Raw genomic sequence first — 13,368 nt, forward strand, 5'->3', positions numbered from 1 at the left:
GGCGGCCAAGTGCCGTTCGGAAGGCCGTGCTTCGCCCCCCGTCCCGCCGCGTGAAACGAGGTCTCCCACCGTGCTGCGCCGAACAGGTCTCATCGGAACGCTCCTCGCGCTCCTTGCCGTGCTCCTCTGTACCCCGGCCGGCCCGGCGGCCGCCGACGACGGCTGCCGGGTGCTGGCCCCCGGGGCCTCGGCGGCGGCCGAGCGCGCCGTCGCCGCCGCCTGCGAACAGGTGGGAAAGGGGGTCTGGTACACCTGGGGCGGTGGTCACGGCCCGGGGCCCGGTGCCACGTACGGGCAGGTGGACCCCACCGATCCGGCGAGCGAGCACGATCCCGAACGGCTCGGCTTCGACTGCTCGGGGTTCGTCCGCTACGCCTACGCGCAGGCAGCCGGCTCGGACCTGCTCGACGGAGTGGCCAGCGCGCAGTACTACACGCACCGCGCGGCCACGCGCTTCACCGCCGCCCAGGGGCTCGCGCCGCTGCTCCCCGGCGACCTGCTGGTGTGGGGAACCTCCCGCGACCTGCACCACATCGCCCTGTACCTCGGGGCGGGCAAGATGGCGGAGGCCCGGCAGTCGGGCACCAAGCTGATGGTCAGCGAGGTCACCGACGCGCGGCTGTCGAACGGCTATTACGGGGCGGTGCGGGTGGACACCGGCCCGGTCACCGGGCACGTGTTCCAGACCTGGGGCTCCGGCGTCTGGACCAAGGAGCAGCCCGCAACGGGGTCCGCGCGCGTCTACGCCTTCCCCGGGCCGACGACCATCCGCGTCGCGTGCCAGAAGCACGCGGAGTCGGTGACCTCGGACGGCTACACCAATGACGTCTGGTCGTATCTTCCGGACTATCAGGCCTGGATGACGAACATTTACGTCCGCGGTGCGGCTTGGCTGGAAAACGTCCCCACCTGTCGTTGATCATCCGTAAGGTCGGAAACGATCGGAAACGATCCACAACCCCCCACGCCGGCCCGCCCGGCCCATCCGAGGAGCAACGTGCGCCTGTCCGCATCACCGTCGTCCCCGTCCTCCCCGTCCTCCCCGTCGCCGCTCCCCCGCTCACGGCGCCTGGCCGTCGGCGCCGCCCTGCTCGCCGTCGTGGCCGGCGGTACGCTGCCCGCCACCGCCGCCCACGCGGCGACGGTGCCCGGCTCCGCCGCGCAGGCTCCCGTACAGCCGGCCGCCGCACCCGATCTGGAGGCGCTGAAGCAGGCGTTGCGCAATACGACGGCGGCCGGGGCCCCCGGGGCGATGGCCCGCTTCACCGGTCCGGACGGGGTCCGGACCCGGGTGGAGGGCGTACGGGACCGGGAGACGGGCGCGGCGATGGACACCCGGGCCCGCTTCCGGATCGGCAGCGTCACCAAGACGTTCTCCTCGGTCGTCCTCCTCCAGCTGGTGGACGAGGGCAAGATCGAGCTCGACCGGCCGGTCAACGCGTACCTCCCGGGCCTGCTGCCCGACGACCGGATCACGGTGCGCCACCTGCTCACCCACCGGAGCGGTCTGGCGGACTACACGAACGCGATGTTCGAGCACACCGTGCCCGGCTTCGAGGCGGTCCGGAACAAGGTGTTCACGTACCAGGAGCTCGTCGGTCTCTCGCTCGCCGAGCCGAGGACCACCGAGCCCGGGGTGGCGTACAAGTACTCGAACACCAACTTCGTCGTGGTGGGGATGCTCATCGAGAAGGCCACCGGAAAGCCGGTGGCCAAGGAGTACGAGCGGCGCATCATCAAGCCCCTCAAGCTGAAGAACACCTCCTACGTGCACCCCGGCACGACCATCAAGGGTCTGCACGCCAACGGCTACCTGCACCCGGACGAGGCCGGCGCCCCGCTGGTCGACTCCACCGAACAGACCGTCTCCTGGGCGCAGTCCGCGGGCGCGATGATCTCCAGCGCGGCCGACCTCAGCACCTTCATGTCCTCCCTGCTCGGCGGGAAGCTGCTGCGCCCGGGCACGCTGGACGCCATGCTCACCGTGACCCCGACCGACGCCACGAACACCCGGTTCTACGGGCTGGGCCTGCGCCGGTACGACCTCTCGTGCGGTGCGCAGGTCTACGGGCACACGGGGACCGTGCAGGGCTTCTACACCTACGCGTTCACCACCCGGGACGGCAAGCGCTCCCTCTCCGCCATGGCGAACACCTCCAACCGGGGCCAGGCCAACACCGCCCTCGGCGGCACGCTGGAGGCCGCCTTCTGCGGTAAGGCACCGGTCGCTGCGAAGGCCACCGCGCGTGGTTTCGCGTTCGCCCCGGCCGCGGCGGAGGCGGACCTCCCCGAGAACCGCTGACGTCGATTCCCGGACACGGGCCCGCTCCCACCCCTTGGCGTGGGAGCGGGAGCCGGGAAAGCTGAACTCCGCATTCCCGCACGGGCGTTGCCCGTGTGACCGATGAGGAGGACACGATGGCCGACGCACCGCCCGTGAAGCGTTCCCGCAGGGGGCCGGGCCGGCGGGCCCGCAGGATGCTCGCCGCCACGGCGGGGGCCGCGACGCTGGTCCTCGCGGTCCCCGGGGTCGCGTACGCGGCTCCGCCCCCGGCCCTGCCCGCCAACGCGGACGGGCTGGAACAGACCTTCCAGCCGGCCTACGACTACGACCGCGACGGCTGTTACTCCAGCCCCGCCATCGGTCCGGACGGCACCATCAACGGGGGCCTGAAGATGGGCGGCGACGTCAACGGCCAATGCCGTGACCTCTCCGACCTGAACAACACCAACGGCTACTCCCGCGCGAAGTGCAACAACGGCTGGTGCGCCGTCATGTACGCCCTCTACTTCGAGAAGGACCAGGTCTCGCTCGGCCCCGGCAGCGCCGGGCACCGGCACGACTGGGAGCACGTCGTGGTGTGGATCCAGAACAACCAGGTCGGCTACGTCTCCACCTCGGAGCACGGGAACTTCAAGGTCCACGCCGCCTCGCAGATCCGCTTCGACGGCACCCATCCGAAGATCGTCTACCACAAGGACGGCATCAGCACGCACTGCTTCCGTGCCGCGAACTCCAACGACGAGCCGCCGGAGAACCACAAGGGGACCTGGCAGTACCCCACACTGGTCGGCTGGAACGGCTACCCCGCCGGGCTCCGCGACAAGCTGAGCCAGGCCGATTTCGGCAGCGCCCTGCTCGGCATCAAGGACGGCCAGTTCAACGGCCACCTGGCCAAGGCCAAACCGGTCGGGATCCCCTTCGACCCCAACGCGTGACCAAGGCTCGACCAACGCTTGGCCCACGATCGATCGACCGTCAAGACACCCCCTTAGGACCCGCGGGAGGGTACTCGGAGGGGCCCGGATAGGGTCGTCGCGGGAATGGTGCCGCACCGCCACGCCTGCTCCGCCCCTGCCCGGCCGACGGCCGCCCTGCCCGGAAACCTCCGCCATGAGTACCGCGCTCCACCCCGCTCCGTCCCCTGACGCCTCCGGATCGTCCGGTTCGTCCGGGGTCGCCGCCCCCGAGCCGCCCCGCCGCCGGGCGATCGGCGGCCGGGCCCCGGCCCGGCCCACGGCCGCCGCCGCGATCCACAGCATCAGCGCCGCCACGGCGGTCCTGCTGTGGCTCGTGGCGATCGGAGCCATGATCCACGAGCCGATCCTCATCCCGCCGCTGGCTGCCAGTGCCGCCCTCGTGCACAGCGCGCCCACGCTGCCGCTCGCGCAGCCCCGCGGGGTGGTCATCGGCCACATGGTCGGGGCGGCCGTCGGCTACGGCGTGCTGGCGGCGGCCGGAAGCAGCGCCTGGGGGGCCGCCGTGGCCGCCGGTGTCACGCTGGCGCTGGTCATGGTCGCGCGCACCCCGCATTCACCCGCCTGCGCCACCGCCGTGGTGGTCGTGCTCCAGGCCCCGGTGGCGGCCCGGTTCGTCCCGTTGCTGTTCGGATCGACCGTCCTGATCGTCCTGACCGGGTACGCGGCCTCCCGCGTGCGCCGCAAGGCACCGAGGTACCCCGCGTACTGGTGGTGACCGTACGTCACCACCAGCGGTGGTTCGAGATGCGCTCCCGGTGTACTGCTGGTTCGCTGAAAGCCGCCCGGCGTCCCCCCACAGCGCCCAGGAGTGATCATGAGTGCAGGCGAATCCCACGGCCGGTCCCGGCAGCTGCGCGACAAGGCGCAGGAACTCGACGAGGCCGCCACCCGCTCGACCGACCCGGACGAGAGCCGGCGACTGCGGGACAAGGCGCGCCGCCTGCGCGAGCAGAGCGAGCAGGAGCGCGTCATCGACGACCCGGGGATGGACCTGCGGTAGCCACGGCGGGCCGGGCCCCGGCTAGGGGCCTACGGGCCTCCGGGCCTCCGGGCCTCCGGGCCTCCGGGCCTCCGGGCCTCCGGGCCTCCGGGCCTCCGGGCCTCCGGGAAGGGGCTACGGGGCCACTGCCGCCGCGGGGGCCTCGTCGAGCTCCCACGCGTGGCGCTTGAACTCGCGGACGAAGTCGGCGTGGTCCTCCCACTGGCGGGCGATGCCGCGCAGCACGTCCCAGTGGTGCTCCACCGCCTGGTCGATGACCCGGCGGACCGCCGGCTCGGCCGCCTCCCGCTGCTCGATGAGGCCCTTGGCCACCGAGGCCTCCAGCGCCGCGTTGCGCAGCGCGCGCAGGGCGCGGGAGGTGTCGTCCATCCCGAAGCCGTTCTCGCTGCCCGTCTCCTCGGCGAAGAGCGGGGTGAGCCGCGCCTCGATGAAGGCGGTGATCCGCTCGAAGTGGCGTACGTCCATCGGGGGCTCCATCTCGGGTCGCTGCACTGTCCGGCGCGAACCGGGCCCGCACCGACGATCATTATCCCGCAGCCGGCCACCCGCTCCGCTCCGGGGGCGCCGCACTAACCTGACCCCCATGGACGAGACGGACCAGACGCACCAGACGGACCAGACGGACGCGCTGGACGACCTCCACGAGTTGGACGGCGTCGCAGTCATCGCGTTCGCCGACGGCCGGGCCTTCGAGGAGTGGCTGGCCGGGCACCACACCCGGCACGAGGGCGTATGGGTCCGGCTGGCGAAGAAGTCGTCCGGGATCCCGTCGGTCTCCTCGGACGAGCTGGTCGACATCGGCCTCTGCTACGGCTGGATCTCCGGTCAGCGCCGCTCCCTGGACGAGCGGTACTACCTCCAGAAGTACGTTCCCCGCAGGCCCCGGAGCCTGTGGTCGCAGGTCAACGTCGACAAGGTGACCGAGCTGACGGCCCTGGGCCGGATGCGCGAACCGGGCCTCGCCGAGGTGCGCAAGGCCCAGGAGGACGGCCGCTGGTCGGGGGCCTACGCCTCCCAGCGGACGGCGGAGGTCCCGCCCGACCTCACGGCGGCCCTGGCCGAGGACCCAAAGGCCCGAGCGGCCTTCGAAGCCCTGGACCGAACCGGACGCTACCTCGTCACCCTGCCCCTCCTCCAGGCCCTCACCCCGGAGTCCCGGCGGGCCCGCCTGGACCAGGCCGTACGCCTCCTGGCCCGGGGCGCCACCGACTGACCTGGGCATCTGCTTGCGGCGACAGCTCGGCGCTTCGGCGAGTTGGTCGAGGCGACGCCGCGGCCGGTGCCGACCCGGTCCCGGCTGTTGCGCCGCACGGGGACGACTGGCGTGTGCTCTACGGCGTCGGCGACTACCCGCAGGCCGCCGACCGGCTGGTCCCCCTCTTGGCCGACGGACTGAGACACATCGATCCGGACCGCCCGCACGCGCCCATCCCAGCCGGCCTCTACCTGTCCTGCCTGGCCGAGCTGAAGGACCCCATCGCCATACCCGTGATCACCGACACCCTCACATGGGCCGGCCGACACCAGAGCTGGACCGTAGTGGCCTCCGCCCTCGAAGCCCTCGCCACCTTCGGACGCGCCGCGGAATCCGCCCACACCCTCATCCGCCCGTTGACCAACGCCCCTGATGACACGGTGCGCGCCGCGGCCCGAGCCGCGCTCGACGCGCTCACCGGCCGACAGGAACTCCGGCCCGCCCGGTCGACGCCCGAGAACGGCCACGCGCAGGAGCCGCCTCGCTGAGCCCCCGTCACAGGAGGTGACATGCGACCTGCGGCGGGGTGCCCCTGGACGTACGCAGGGTCGGCATCGTCGCGGGCGGCGCCCGAACGCTGTACTCGCTGTGGTTCCCGGATTACACCAAGGACAGCATCAAGCTGTCGCTAGCCCACGACGGCACGGCCTCCAGTGCTTCGTTCTCGCTCGGGGACGTCGGCGACCGCACCTGCGGCGCGGGCTCCTGACCCGCCAACCCGGGACAGACCAGACGGGTGGCCCCTGCCGAGTGGCCGGAGCATGGGTAGTGGGCATCACGCACGCGTCATCCCTCCGTGACGTTTCCACAGGTCAGAGGCGTCTGAGATGGAGCGTTCCAGTTGTCCGACGGTGCCAACTACAGCGCTGAGTCACACCGGGTAGCTCGCAAACTGTGCCGTCCGGTCACAGTGGGTGTGACCGGATGCGACTTCCTTTGCGGACAGAAGCTGTCCGCAAGTCCGTGCACTCTGAGGTTGCTGGTGCGGCTCCCCGGGCTTCGACCGGGTGCTGGAGCCGACCGGCGAGCCCTGCGGCCGTGTGGCCGCCCGGCTCCCGATACCCCCGAGGAAAGGCGCAACCGCGTCCGAGATCGTGCTGCTGGAGAAGGCCCTGAACCACACCACCGGGCTACTGGGCAACGTCACGCCCGACCAGTACGGTCGGCCCACCCCGTGCGAGGACTTCGACGTCCGGGCCCTGACCAACCACCTGCTCGCCGGCAACCCCTACTACGTCACCCTCGCCCAGGGCGGCGGCCCCGACTTCTCCCTCTTCGCCCGCGACCAGATCGGCGACGAGCAGCCCGGCGACGTCTACGCCCGCGGCGCCAAGGAAGTCCTCGCCGCATGGCAGACCGAGGGCGCTCTCGGGCGGCAGATGCCGGTACCCGGAGGCGGCACGGGCCCGCGCATCGTGGACCTGCACCTGCTGGAGGCCGTCCTGCACAGCTGGGACCTGGCCACCGCCACCGGCCAGGACCGCACCGGCGACCCCGACGCCGTCCAGGCCGCCTTCGCCGGCTGGTACGGCAACTTCCCCGACGAGATCCGCCCCGCCACCGGCATGTTCGGCCCCTCCAAGCCCGCCGCCGACGACGCCCCGACGGCCGACCGGCTCGCCGCGTACTTCGGCCGCACCGTCTGACGACCGGCACCGCGACCGCATCGGATGCCCAGGCCGACCGACTGGAGGTGTCAGGCGCCGCGCGTGCCGAAGAAGGCGCGGACGTCGGCGACGAACGCCTCTGGCTGCTCCAGCGAGAGGAAGTTGCCGCCGCGCTCGAGCTCGGTCCAGTGGGTGATGTTGTGGTCTCGCTCGGCGAAGCGACGGATGGCGATGTCGGTGTGCAGGGCGACGGCGACGCCGGTCGGGACGGTGCCACGGGCCTTCGGGGCCCAGGCGCTCGGGTCGTGGCCCGCCTCGTAGTACAAGTTCGCCGAGGAGCCCGCCGTGCCGCTGAACCAGTAGACGCTGATGTTGGTCAGCAGGCGGTCGCGTCCCACGGCGTCCTCGGGGAGCTCGGCGGCGGGGTCCGTCCATTCCTTGAACTTCTCAGCGATCCATGCGAGTTGGCCGACCGGCGAGTCGTGCAGTCCGTAGGCGAGAGTCTGCGGACGAGTGGACTGGATGGCGTTGAAGCCCATCTTGTCCTGCTGGAAATCCTCCAGCCGCGCCAGCCGCTCCTGCTCGGACGCGGTCAGCCCCTCGAACTCGGCAGGATCCCCGGAGGGGAAGGTGACCAGGCCGTTGACGTGAATGCCGACGACCAGCTCAGGTGCCTGCCGCCCCATCTCGGCAGCGATCCAGGCTCCACCGCCTGTTCCCTGGACGCCGTAAGCGCTGTAGCCGAGCCGCCCCATCAGCTCGACGAACGCCCCCGCGATGCGGCCGGTGTTCCAGCCGGCCTCGCCGAGCGGACCGGAGAAACCAGTACCGGGCGTGGACGTCACGACGACGTGGAAGTCCTCCGCCAGCGGCCGGATGACCTCGACGAACTGCACGAACGAGCAGGGCCAGTCGTGCAACAGGAGCAGCGGCACGGCCGCAGGGTTCTGCGAACGGACGTGCAGGAAGTGGATGTTCTGGCCGTCGATCTCGGTGGTGAACTGCGGGAACTCATTGAGCTCCGCCTCCGCCTTGCGCCAGTCGAAACCGTCGGCCCAGTACGCGGCCAAGTCCTTGAGGTAGTCGGTGGGCACACCCCGGCTCCAGCCGGCACCGGGGATCTCGCTGCCCCAGCGGGTACGTGCCAGCCGCTCCCGCAGGTCATCGAGCTCCTCCTGCGGAACGTCGATGCGGAACGGCTGGATCCGGGCGTCGGTGTTGCTCTTGTTCTCCATGAGTACGACAGTATTCTCGATATAGGCACGATACGTTCCTAATAGCGCGACAGGCTTGTCCTCATGCTTGATACATCCGCACGCTTGCTGCGCCTGCTCTCCCTCCTGCAGACCCCGAGGGCCTGGCCGGGATCCGAACTGGCCGAGCGCCTCGGAGTGAGCGGCCGCACGGTCCGCAATGACATCGACCGGCTCCGCGAACTCGGCTATCCCGTGGATGCGACGCGCGGCACCACCGGCGGTTACCGGCTGGGCGCCGGGGCGGCGATGCCCCCGCTGCTCCTCGACGACGAGGAGGCCGTCGCGGTGACGGTCGCGCTGCGCACCGCCGCGCAGGGCGCCGTCCCCGGCACCGAGGAGACCTCCTTGCGGGCGCTGGGCAAGCTGGAGCAGGTGCTGCCCTCCCGGCTGCGCCGCCGGGTGCGGACCCTCATGACGTACACCGTGGCCGTGCCGGCCGACCGCCCGGCCCCGACCGTCACCGCGGAGGTACTGACCACCCTGGCGTCCGCCTGCCGCGACCAGGAACGACTGCGCTTCGACTACCTGGACCACACCGGCTCGCCCACCCGCCGCATCGTGGAGCCCTATCGGGCGGTGAACTGGGGACAGCGCTGGTACCTGGTGGCATGGGACGTCGAGCGCCAGGACTGGCGGACCTTCCGGGCCGACCGAATCCAGCCCCGCACCCCCACCGGGCCGCGCTTCACCCCGCGCGAACTGCCCGGCGGCGACGCCGCGGCATACGTCTCCCGACGGGTATCGGGCGCGGCCTGGCGCTACCACGCACGGGTTACCGTCCACGCCCCGGCGGCGGCGGTGATCGAGCAGATCAACCCTGCGGTCGGCACGGTCGAGGCACTCGACGCCAACACCTGCGTCCTGACCACCGGCGCCGATACGGTGCAGACCCTCGCGGTCCATCTGGGCATGCTCGACTTCGACTTCCATGTCACAGAGCCCGCGGAACTGGTCACCCACCTGCGTCGACTCGCGGACCGCTACTCCCGCTCCACACCACCTGCCCCCTGAGGCGAGAAGACCCGCCAGACGCGCCAAGACCGGCATCCTCCTCGAGCACACCGGGGAGCGACGACCTCCATCCCTGGTCGGCGATGAGGTAGGCGGCCTTCGCATCGGTCTTGCCGTCGCCGCGGTAGCTGCGGGAAGCGTGGTGGACTGTCCTGCCCGGAATGTGGAGGAGCCGCAGACCATGACCGGTGAGCAGAGCGATCAAAAATGAACCTCCGCCGGCGCCAGGACGTCGCCTATCAGCTCCAAGAGGTCGGGTTCATTGTTGGGCACCCGGCGCGAGAGCACCTTCATCCCGTCCGTGCCGATCACCGTGAAGTGATCGCGGCCTTACCGGCATCCGTCCCCGCCCGGAGCTCGGGCACCCGAGCCTCCCTCGTCGTCCGGGGTCTCCCGATCGTACGAAGGACCGGAATCAACCCGCCAACAAGGTGCTGAGCGTTCCGTATGGCCAGGACGGTGGCGTCCGAGCATTCGCTTCTCTTCCGAGTAGGGGGCGTTGTCGGTGGGTGCTGGCAGGGTGCGTGCATGACGGATAGCGAGAGTGCCCGCATGACGCGGATCCTGGGCGGTTTGCCGGCAACGGCCCGTGAATTGCTGTTGGGGACGGACTGGGGGTCTCTCCAGCATGCCTACGGCTCCGGCGACGACATACCGGTCTCCCTGTGCTCGCTCGTGGATGACGATCCCGAGGTTCGGTCCGAGGCGTTGGCCGCGTTGGACATGGGCGTGCTGCACCAGGGCTCGCTGTACACCGTCACCGCACCCGCGGCGCTGTTCGTCGCCGCGATCCTCGACCACCCCGTGGGCCTCGCCGAGCACGAGGGGCACTTCCCGTGGGACGAGGGACCGCCACGCAGCTTGAGGGCCGCCCTGCTCGCCTGGCTGGGGCAGGTTGCCGAGTCTGCTGCCCACGGGGAGGATCCGGTGCGCGACCGAAGCACCTGGGAGTGGGAGCCCTGGCACGACGAGACCCAGCGTGAGCAGGACCCGGACGGGCTCGCCGCACTGCACGCGTGCCGGGAGATACGCCCCACCCTGTACGACGCTGTCGAGCCGTTCCTCTCCTCTCCTGATCCCCATGTCCGTGAGGCCGCAATCGGCGCCGCAGTGCCGCTCCTCCTCGCCCCAGGTCTCGCCGAACGGGTGCCGCATGCCGTCACGCTGCTCAAGGCACGGCTGGCCCTCGTGGAGGGGCGACGGGAGCGAGCGAGTGTGGCGCGGGCGCTCGGCGTGTGGGGGGTGGACACCTCTGACCTGCTCGCCGACTCCGACCCAGCCGTGCGGGTCTGCGCCGCGCTCGGTCCCACCCAAAGCGATCGGCCGCTCGCTCTCGCCGTCCTCCTTGACGCCCTGCGTGACCCGCGAACGACGGACAGCTGGTTCCCCGAGCCACTGCCCGGGCTGGACGGGTGGTTCCGTTTCACCGTGCTGTGCTCCGCGCTCACCCTGGCCGAAGACTTCGAGGAGGTGGCACCAGTGGCGGTCGCCATCGTGGCCGCCGGCGGCGCATCGGTCACCGACCACGAACGCGGACCGATCCTGCTCAGAGCCTTTGCCGGTGGCTACGACCCGGCCCATCCGCTCACCCCCGCCCAACGCAACCTGTTGCGGGCCTTCGTGGACTCCGACGGGGCGACGGCCGCCATCGCCGGGAATGTGTCGTGGTTCCGCGCGGCCGGGCTGCCCGAAAACCGGGAGGGCATCACTGCGTTGCTGTGACCGTCGGCACTCGTTTTGAGCTGGCCGTCGAGGGCGGAAGGTCAGGAAGACGGGGGCGGGCGATATTGCCCAGCCAGGACTTCGTCGGACTCCTACTCCTGATCAACTGGCTCGACCTTCCGATCGCCATCACGTCCCGTGGCGATGGCTGTCCGTTCTCAGCGAACTCAGTCGTCGTCTCAATCAATCCTCTCGCCCAGCTGCGAATGACGAGTCGCAGGTGCGCCAGGAGATGCGTCATGGGCGTGCCGAAGCGGGGACAGCGATGGGCAGCCCGGGGATCGTGGCCGCAGTGATGTTCCTTCGGAATAGGACTCGATCGGGGGCGGGTGCGCTCGGTCACGACGTTGTTCTGTAGGGTCGACTGCCTTACTGATCACGGGGGTAGTCGATGTTCCTTTCCACGGTGCGTGGTGCGGCGGTGCTCGTCGGCATAGCGGCATTCACCGTCTCCTGCGGCGCGAACCCGGAGTCCGCGCCGGCCACCGATGTGTCCGCCTCGTCTGCCGCGTCGCCGTCGTCTCAGGGGGCCGCGAGTACGGCGCCCACTGCTTCCCGTAGCGGGTCCACCTCCAGCGCGCTGCCCGCGGAGAGGGTCCGAGATGCCTTCGCGGGGCTCCAGGCCACGCTGAAAGACTCGTGCACGCCGGGCAACTGTGCCTATTTTCTAGGGCGGGTCTACGACGAACTCCATCGCATGGACCGCGCGATGAAGGCGGACCCGAAGGGCCCCGGACACTTCCCCGAGCCGATCTCTCTGATCGCCAATCTCGACACGGCACTCGATGGCGACCATGCGTTCGACAACCTGAAAAGGCACCAGACCCTGTTGATCGGCACCCGGGACAAGATCAACGTCTGGATGCAGGCCCACCCTGACGACTACCGCTGACGGACGTGAGTAGGAGGCGCTCCAGCTCCAACCAGGCTCCCGAGCCGAGGTGCCCCAGGCCTTCACCCACCAGCCCCGGCTCGTCTCAACGAATCCAGTCGCCGCCAGTGGGCGACAGGGAGCGACAGGGGTAACCCGTCCGCGCCTGTCTCAACGTAGTTAGTCCGCCCGCGTCAGCGGCCTGCCGTCGACTGGGTTCGTTACTGAAGGGGTCGAGACCCCGGACTCCCTGCTCGTAGAAATCAGGCCGGTCACCCTTCCAGCCGGTGTTGGAGTAGAAGCGGGTGCCTTCAGGGAACCGCGAAAGGATCACGTCGGCCCGGCGCTCCATCTGTGGTCTGCGTTCTTTCCAGCGCGGAGTTTTGCCGACGTCGAGGCCGAGCACTCCGAGCAGGACGACCGACGATCTCACCGAGGACCGGGGAAGCTCCCTCGTCCTTGGACGGAAACGTTCGGCGTCCGCGAGGGTCGAGGGCGTCTCCAACCAGGGGAACAGGGGTCGACGGTTCGGATCGGTCAGGTGTTCTGGAAGTTCCAGAGGACGGCGACTTCTTCGTCGTTCACCGCGATCAGTCCGGCGTCCCAGTCGTAGCGGCCGAACGGGGCGTGGCTCCGGAAGGGCTGTGTGGAGAAGTCCGGATGGTCGGGCTGCCAGGCGAGGTTGGTGTAGAAGCGGGTGCCCTCGGGGAAGCGGGACAGGATCACCTCTGCGCGGCGTTCCCTCTCAGGCCGGTGCTCGGCCCAGCCAGGTGTCACGGAGAGGTCCGACCGGTGCCCCGCGGCCCCGAGCAGGCCGAGCAGCGACCTCACCGAGGATGCGGGGATCTCGTCGACTCGGCGCCGGCATCCTTCCGTATCCGCAGGGCTGGAGGGGGTCCCGAGCCAGGGGAAGAACGGGTCCTCGACGCGCTCCTCTTCTCCCTCGTAGGGGTCGATGGACTCCCACCCCCGGGGATCGCGGGTCTCCAGGCGCATGATCGCCCCGACATCGAGCCACCAGTCGTCGTGCTCACGCGGAGAGACGGCGACGAACGTACAGAGCCACTCGTACAGCTTGAGGGCATCGGCCCAGGTTTCCGCGGTCGGTTCCTGCCTGATCATCTTGGTCTTCCCCCAACTCGGATGGGCTCGAAGGCCCAGAACACGCCGACTTCGTCGTCGTGCACGGCGATGGTCCCCGCATCCCAGCCGTACTGACTGAAGGGTCCGTGCCGGTCAACGGCTGCTCGTAGGAATCCGGCTGGTCACTCTTCCAGCCGAGGTTCGAATAGCGGCGTGTGCCGTACGGGAAACGCGACAGGATTACATCGGCCCGATGCTCCGTCCCCGGGCTGAGTGTCGACCGCGACGGTATTGCCGGTCGC

15 protein-coding genes and 1 pseudogene are annotated in these 13,368 nt (G+C 70.2%); 12 read left to right on the top strand and 4 right to left on the bottom strand.

The window, feature by feature from the left end:
• The first annotated feature begins 70 nt into the window (after positions 1–70).
• The 5 genes from OG898_RS30490 (at position 71) to OG898_RS30510 (ending at position 4,261) form a co-directional block, all read left to right on the top strand.
• Positions 71–919, top strand: coding sequence for a C40 family peptidase (locus OG898_RS30490; protein WP_250745822.1), 849 nt, complete (start codon positions 71–73; stop codon positions 917–919).
• Between the two features lie 168 nt (positions 920–1,087).
• Positions 1,088–2,302 carry a serine hydrolase gene (locus tag OG898_RS30495; RefSeq protein ID WP_266962656.1) on the top strand — a complete coding sequence of 405 codons (1,215 nt, stop codon included), beginning with the start codon at positions 1,088–1,090 and terminating at the stop codon, positions 2,300–2,302.
• A 176-nt stretch (positions 2,303–2,478) separates the two neighbouring features.
• Complete coding sequence (locus OG898_RS30500) at positions 2,479–3,219, top strand: NPP1 family protein (RefSeq protein WP_266962657.1); 741 nt, start codon at positions 2,479–2,481, stop codon at positions 3,217–3,219.
• Between the two features lie 175 nt (positions 3,220–3,394).
• Positions 3,395–3,976: an HPP family protein gene (locus OG898_RS30505; protein ID WP_250745824.1), complete on the top strand. Its 582-nt coding sequence runs from the start codon at positions 3,395–3,397 to the stop codon at positions 3,974–3,976.
• A gap of 96 nt (positions 3,977–4,072) precedes the next feature.
• Entirely contained in the window at positions 4,073–4,261 is a 189-nt protein-coding gene (locus tag OG898_RS30510; RefSeq protein WP_250745832.1) for a DUF6381 family protein, read from the top strand.
• A 114-nt stretch (positions 4,262–4,375) separates the two neighbouring features.
• Here OG898_RS30510 and OG898_RS30515 read toward each other — a convergent pair whose 3' ends face one another.
• Positions 4,376–4,726: a hypothetical protein gene (locus tag OG898_RS30515; RefSeq protein WP_250745825.1), complete on the bottom strand. Its 351-nt coding sequence runs from the start codon at positions 4,724–4,726 to the stop codon at positions 4,376–4,378.
• 118 nt (positions 4,727–4,844) lie between these two features.
• Here OG898_RS30515 and OG898_RS30520 point away from each other — a divergent pair, with 118 nt between their 5' ends.
• The 4 genes from OG898_RS30520 to OG898_RS30535 all read left to right on the top strand — a co-directional run bounded on the left by OG898_RS30520 (position 4,845) and on the right by OG898_RS30535 (position 7,162).
• Positions 4,845–5,474, top strand: coding sequence for a YdeI family protein (locus tag OG898_RS30520; RefSeq protein ID WP_266961313.1), 630 nt, complete (start codon positions 4,845–4,847; stop codon positions 5,472–5,474).
• A 113-nt stretch (positions 5,475–5,587) separates the two neighbouring features.
• Positions 5,588–6,004, top strand: a complete 417-nt coding sequence (locus OG898_RS30525) for a hypothetical protein (RefSeq protein WP_266961315.1) — start codon at positions 5,588–5,590, stop codon at positions 6,002–6,004.
• Between the two features lie 38 nt (positions 6,005–6,042).
• Positions 6,043–6,225 (top strand): hypothetical protein, encoded by a 183-nt coding sequence (locus OG898_RS30530; RefSeq protein WP_266961317.1) that lies wholly within the window; start codon positions 6,043–6,045, stop codon positions 6,223–6,225.
• 385 nt (positions 6,226–6,610) lie between these two features.
• Positions 6,611–7,162: a TIGR03086 family metal-binding protein gene (locus tag OG898_RS30535; protein WP_266961319.1), complete on the top strand. Its 552-nt coding sequence runs from the start codon at positions 6,611–6,613 to the stop codon at positions 7,160–7,162.
• Positions 7,163–7,212: 50 nt separating this feature from the next.
• On the opposite strand, the gene OG898_RS30540 is transcribed toward OG898_RS30535, so the two are convergent.
• Positions 7,213–8,358 (bottom strand): epoxide hydrolase family protein, encoded by a 1,146-nt coding sequence (locus tag OG898_RS30540; RefSeq protein ID WP_266961321.1) that lies wholly within the window; start codon positions 8,356–8,358, stop codon positions 7,213–7,215.
• Between the two features lie 63 nt (positions 8,359–8,421).
• Between OG898_RS30540 and OG898_RS30545 the strand changes: the two genes are divergently transcribed.
• Positions 8,422–9,390, top strand: coding sequence for a YafY family protein (locus OG898_RS30545; RefSeq protein ID WP_266961323.1), 969 nt, complete (start codon positions 8,422–8,424; stop codon positions 9,388–9,390).
• Between the two features lie 73 nt (positions 9,391–9,463).
• Here OG898_RS30545 and OG898_RS30550 read toward each other — a convergent pair.
• Positions 9,464–9,755: pseudogene (locus tag OG898_RS30550) on the bottom strand (transposase); the annotation flags it as partial.
• A gap of 163 nt (positions 9,756–9,918) precedes the next feature.
• On the opposite strand from OG898_RS30550, the gene OG898_RS30555 reads away from it, so the two are divergent.
• Both OG898_RS30555 and OG898_RS30560 read left to right on the top strand, forming a co-directional pair.
• Complete coding sequence (locus OG898_RS30555) at positions 9,919–11,112, top strand: hypothetical protein (protein ID WP_266961325.1); 1,194 nt, start codon at positions 9,919–9,921, stop codon at positions 11,110–11,112.
• 391 nt (positions 11,113–11,503) lie between these two features.
• On the top strand, positions 11,504–12,004 hold the full coding sequence (locus OG898_RS30560; RefSeq protein ID WP_266961327.1) for a hypothetical protein: 501 nt from the start codon (positions 11,504–11,506) through the stop codon (positions 12,002–12,004).
• A gap of 516 nt (positions 12,005–12,520) precedes the next feature.
• Here the strand turns inward: OG898_RS30560 and OG898_RS30565 are convergent.
• The gene (locus OG898_RS30565) at positions 12,521–13,105 is read right to left on the bottom strand and encodes a hypothetical protein (RefSeq protein ID WP_250741565.1); all 585 of its coding nucleotides are present in this window, start codon (positions 13,103–13,105) and stop codon (positions 12,521–12,523) included.
• Positions 13,106–13,368: the final 263 nt, after the last annotated feature.

It is taken from the genome of Streptomyces sp. NBC_00193 (assembly GCF_026342735.1).
In the GTDB taxonomy this organism is placed as follows: domain Bacteria; phylum Actinomycetota; class Actinomycetes; order Streptomycetales; family Streptomycetaceae; genus Streptomyces; species Streptomyces stoeckheimensis.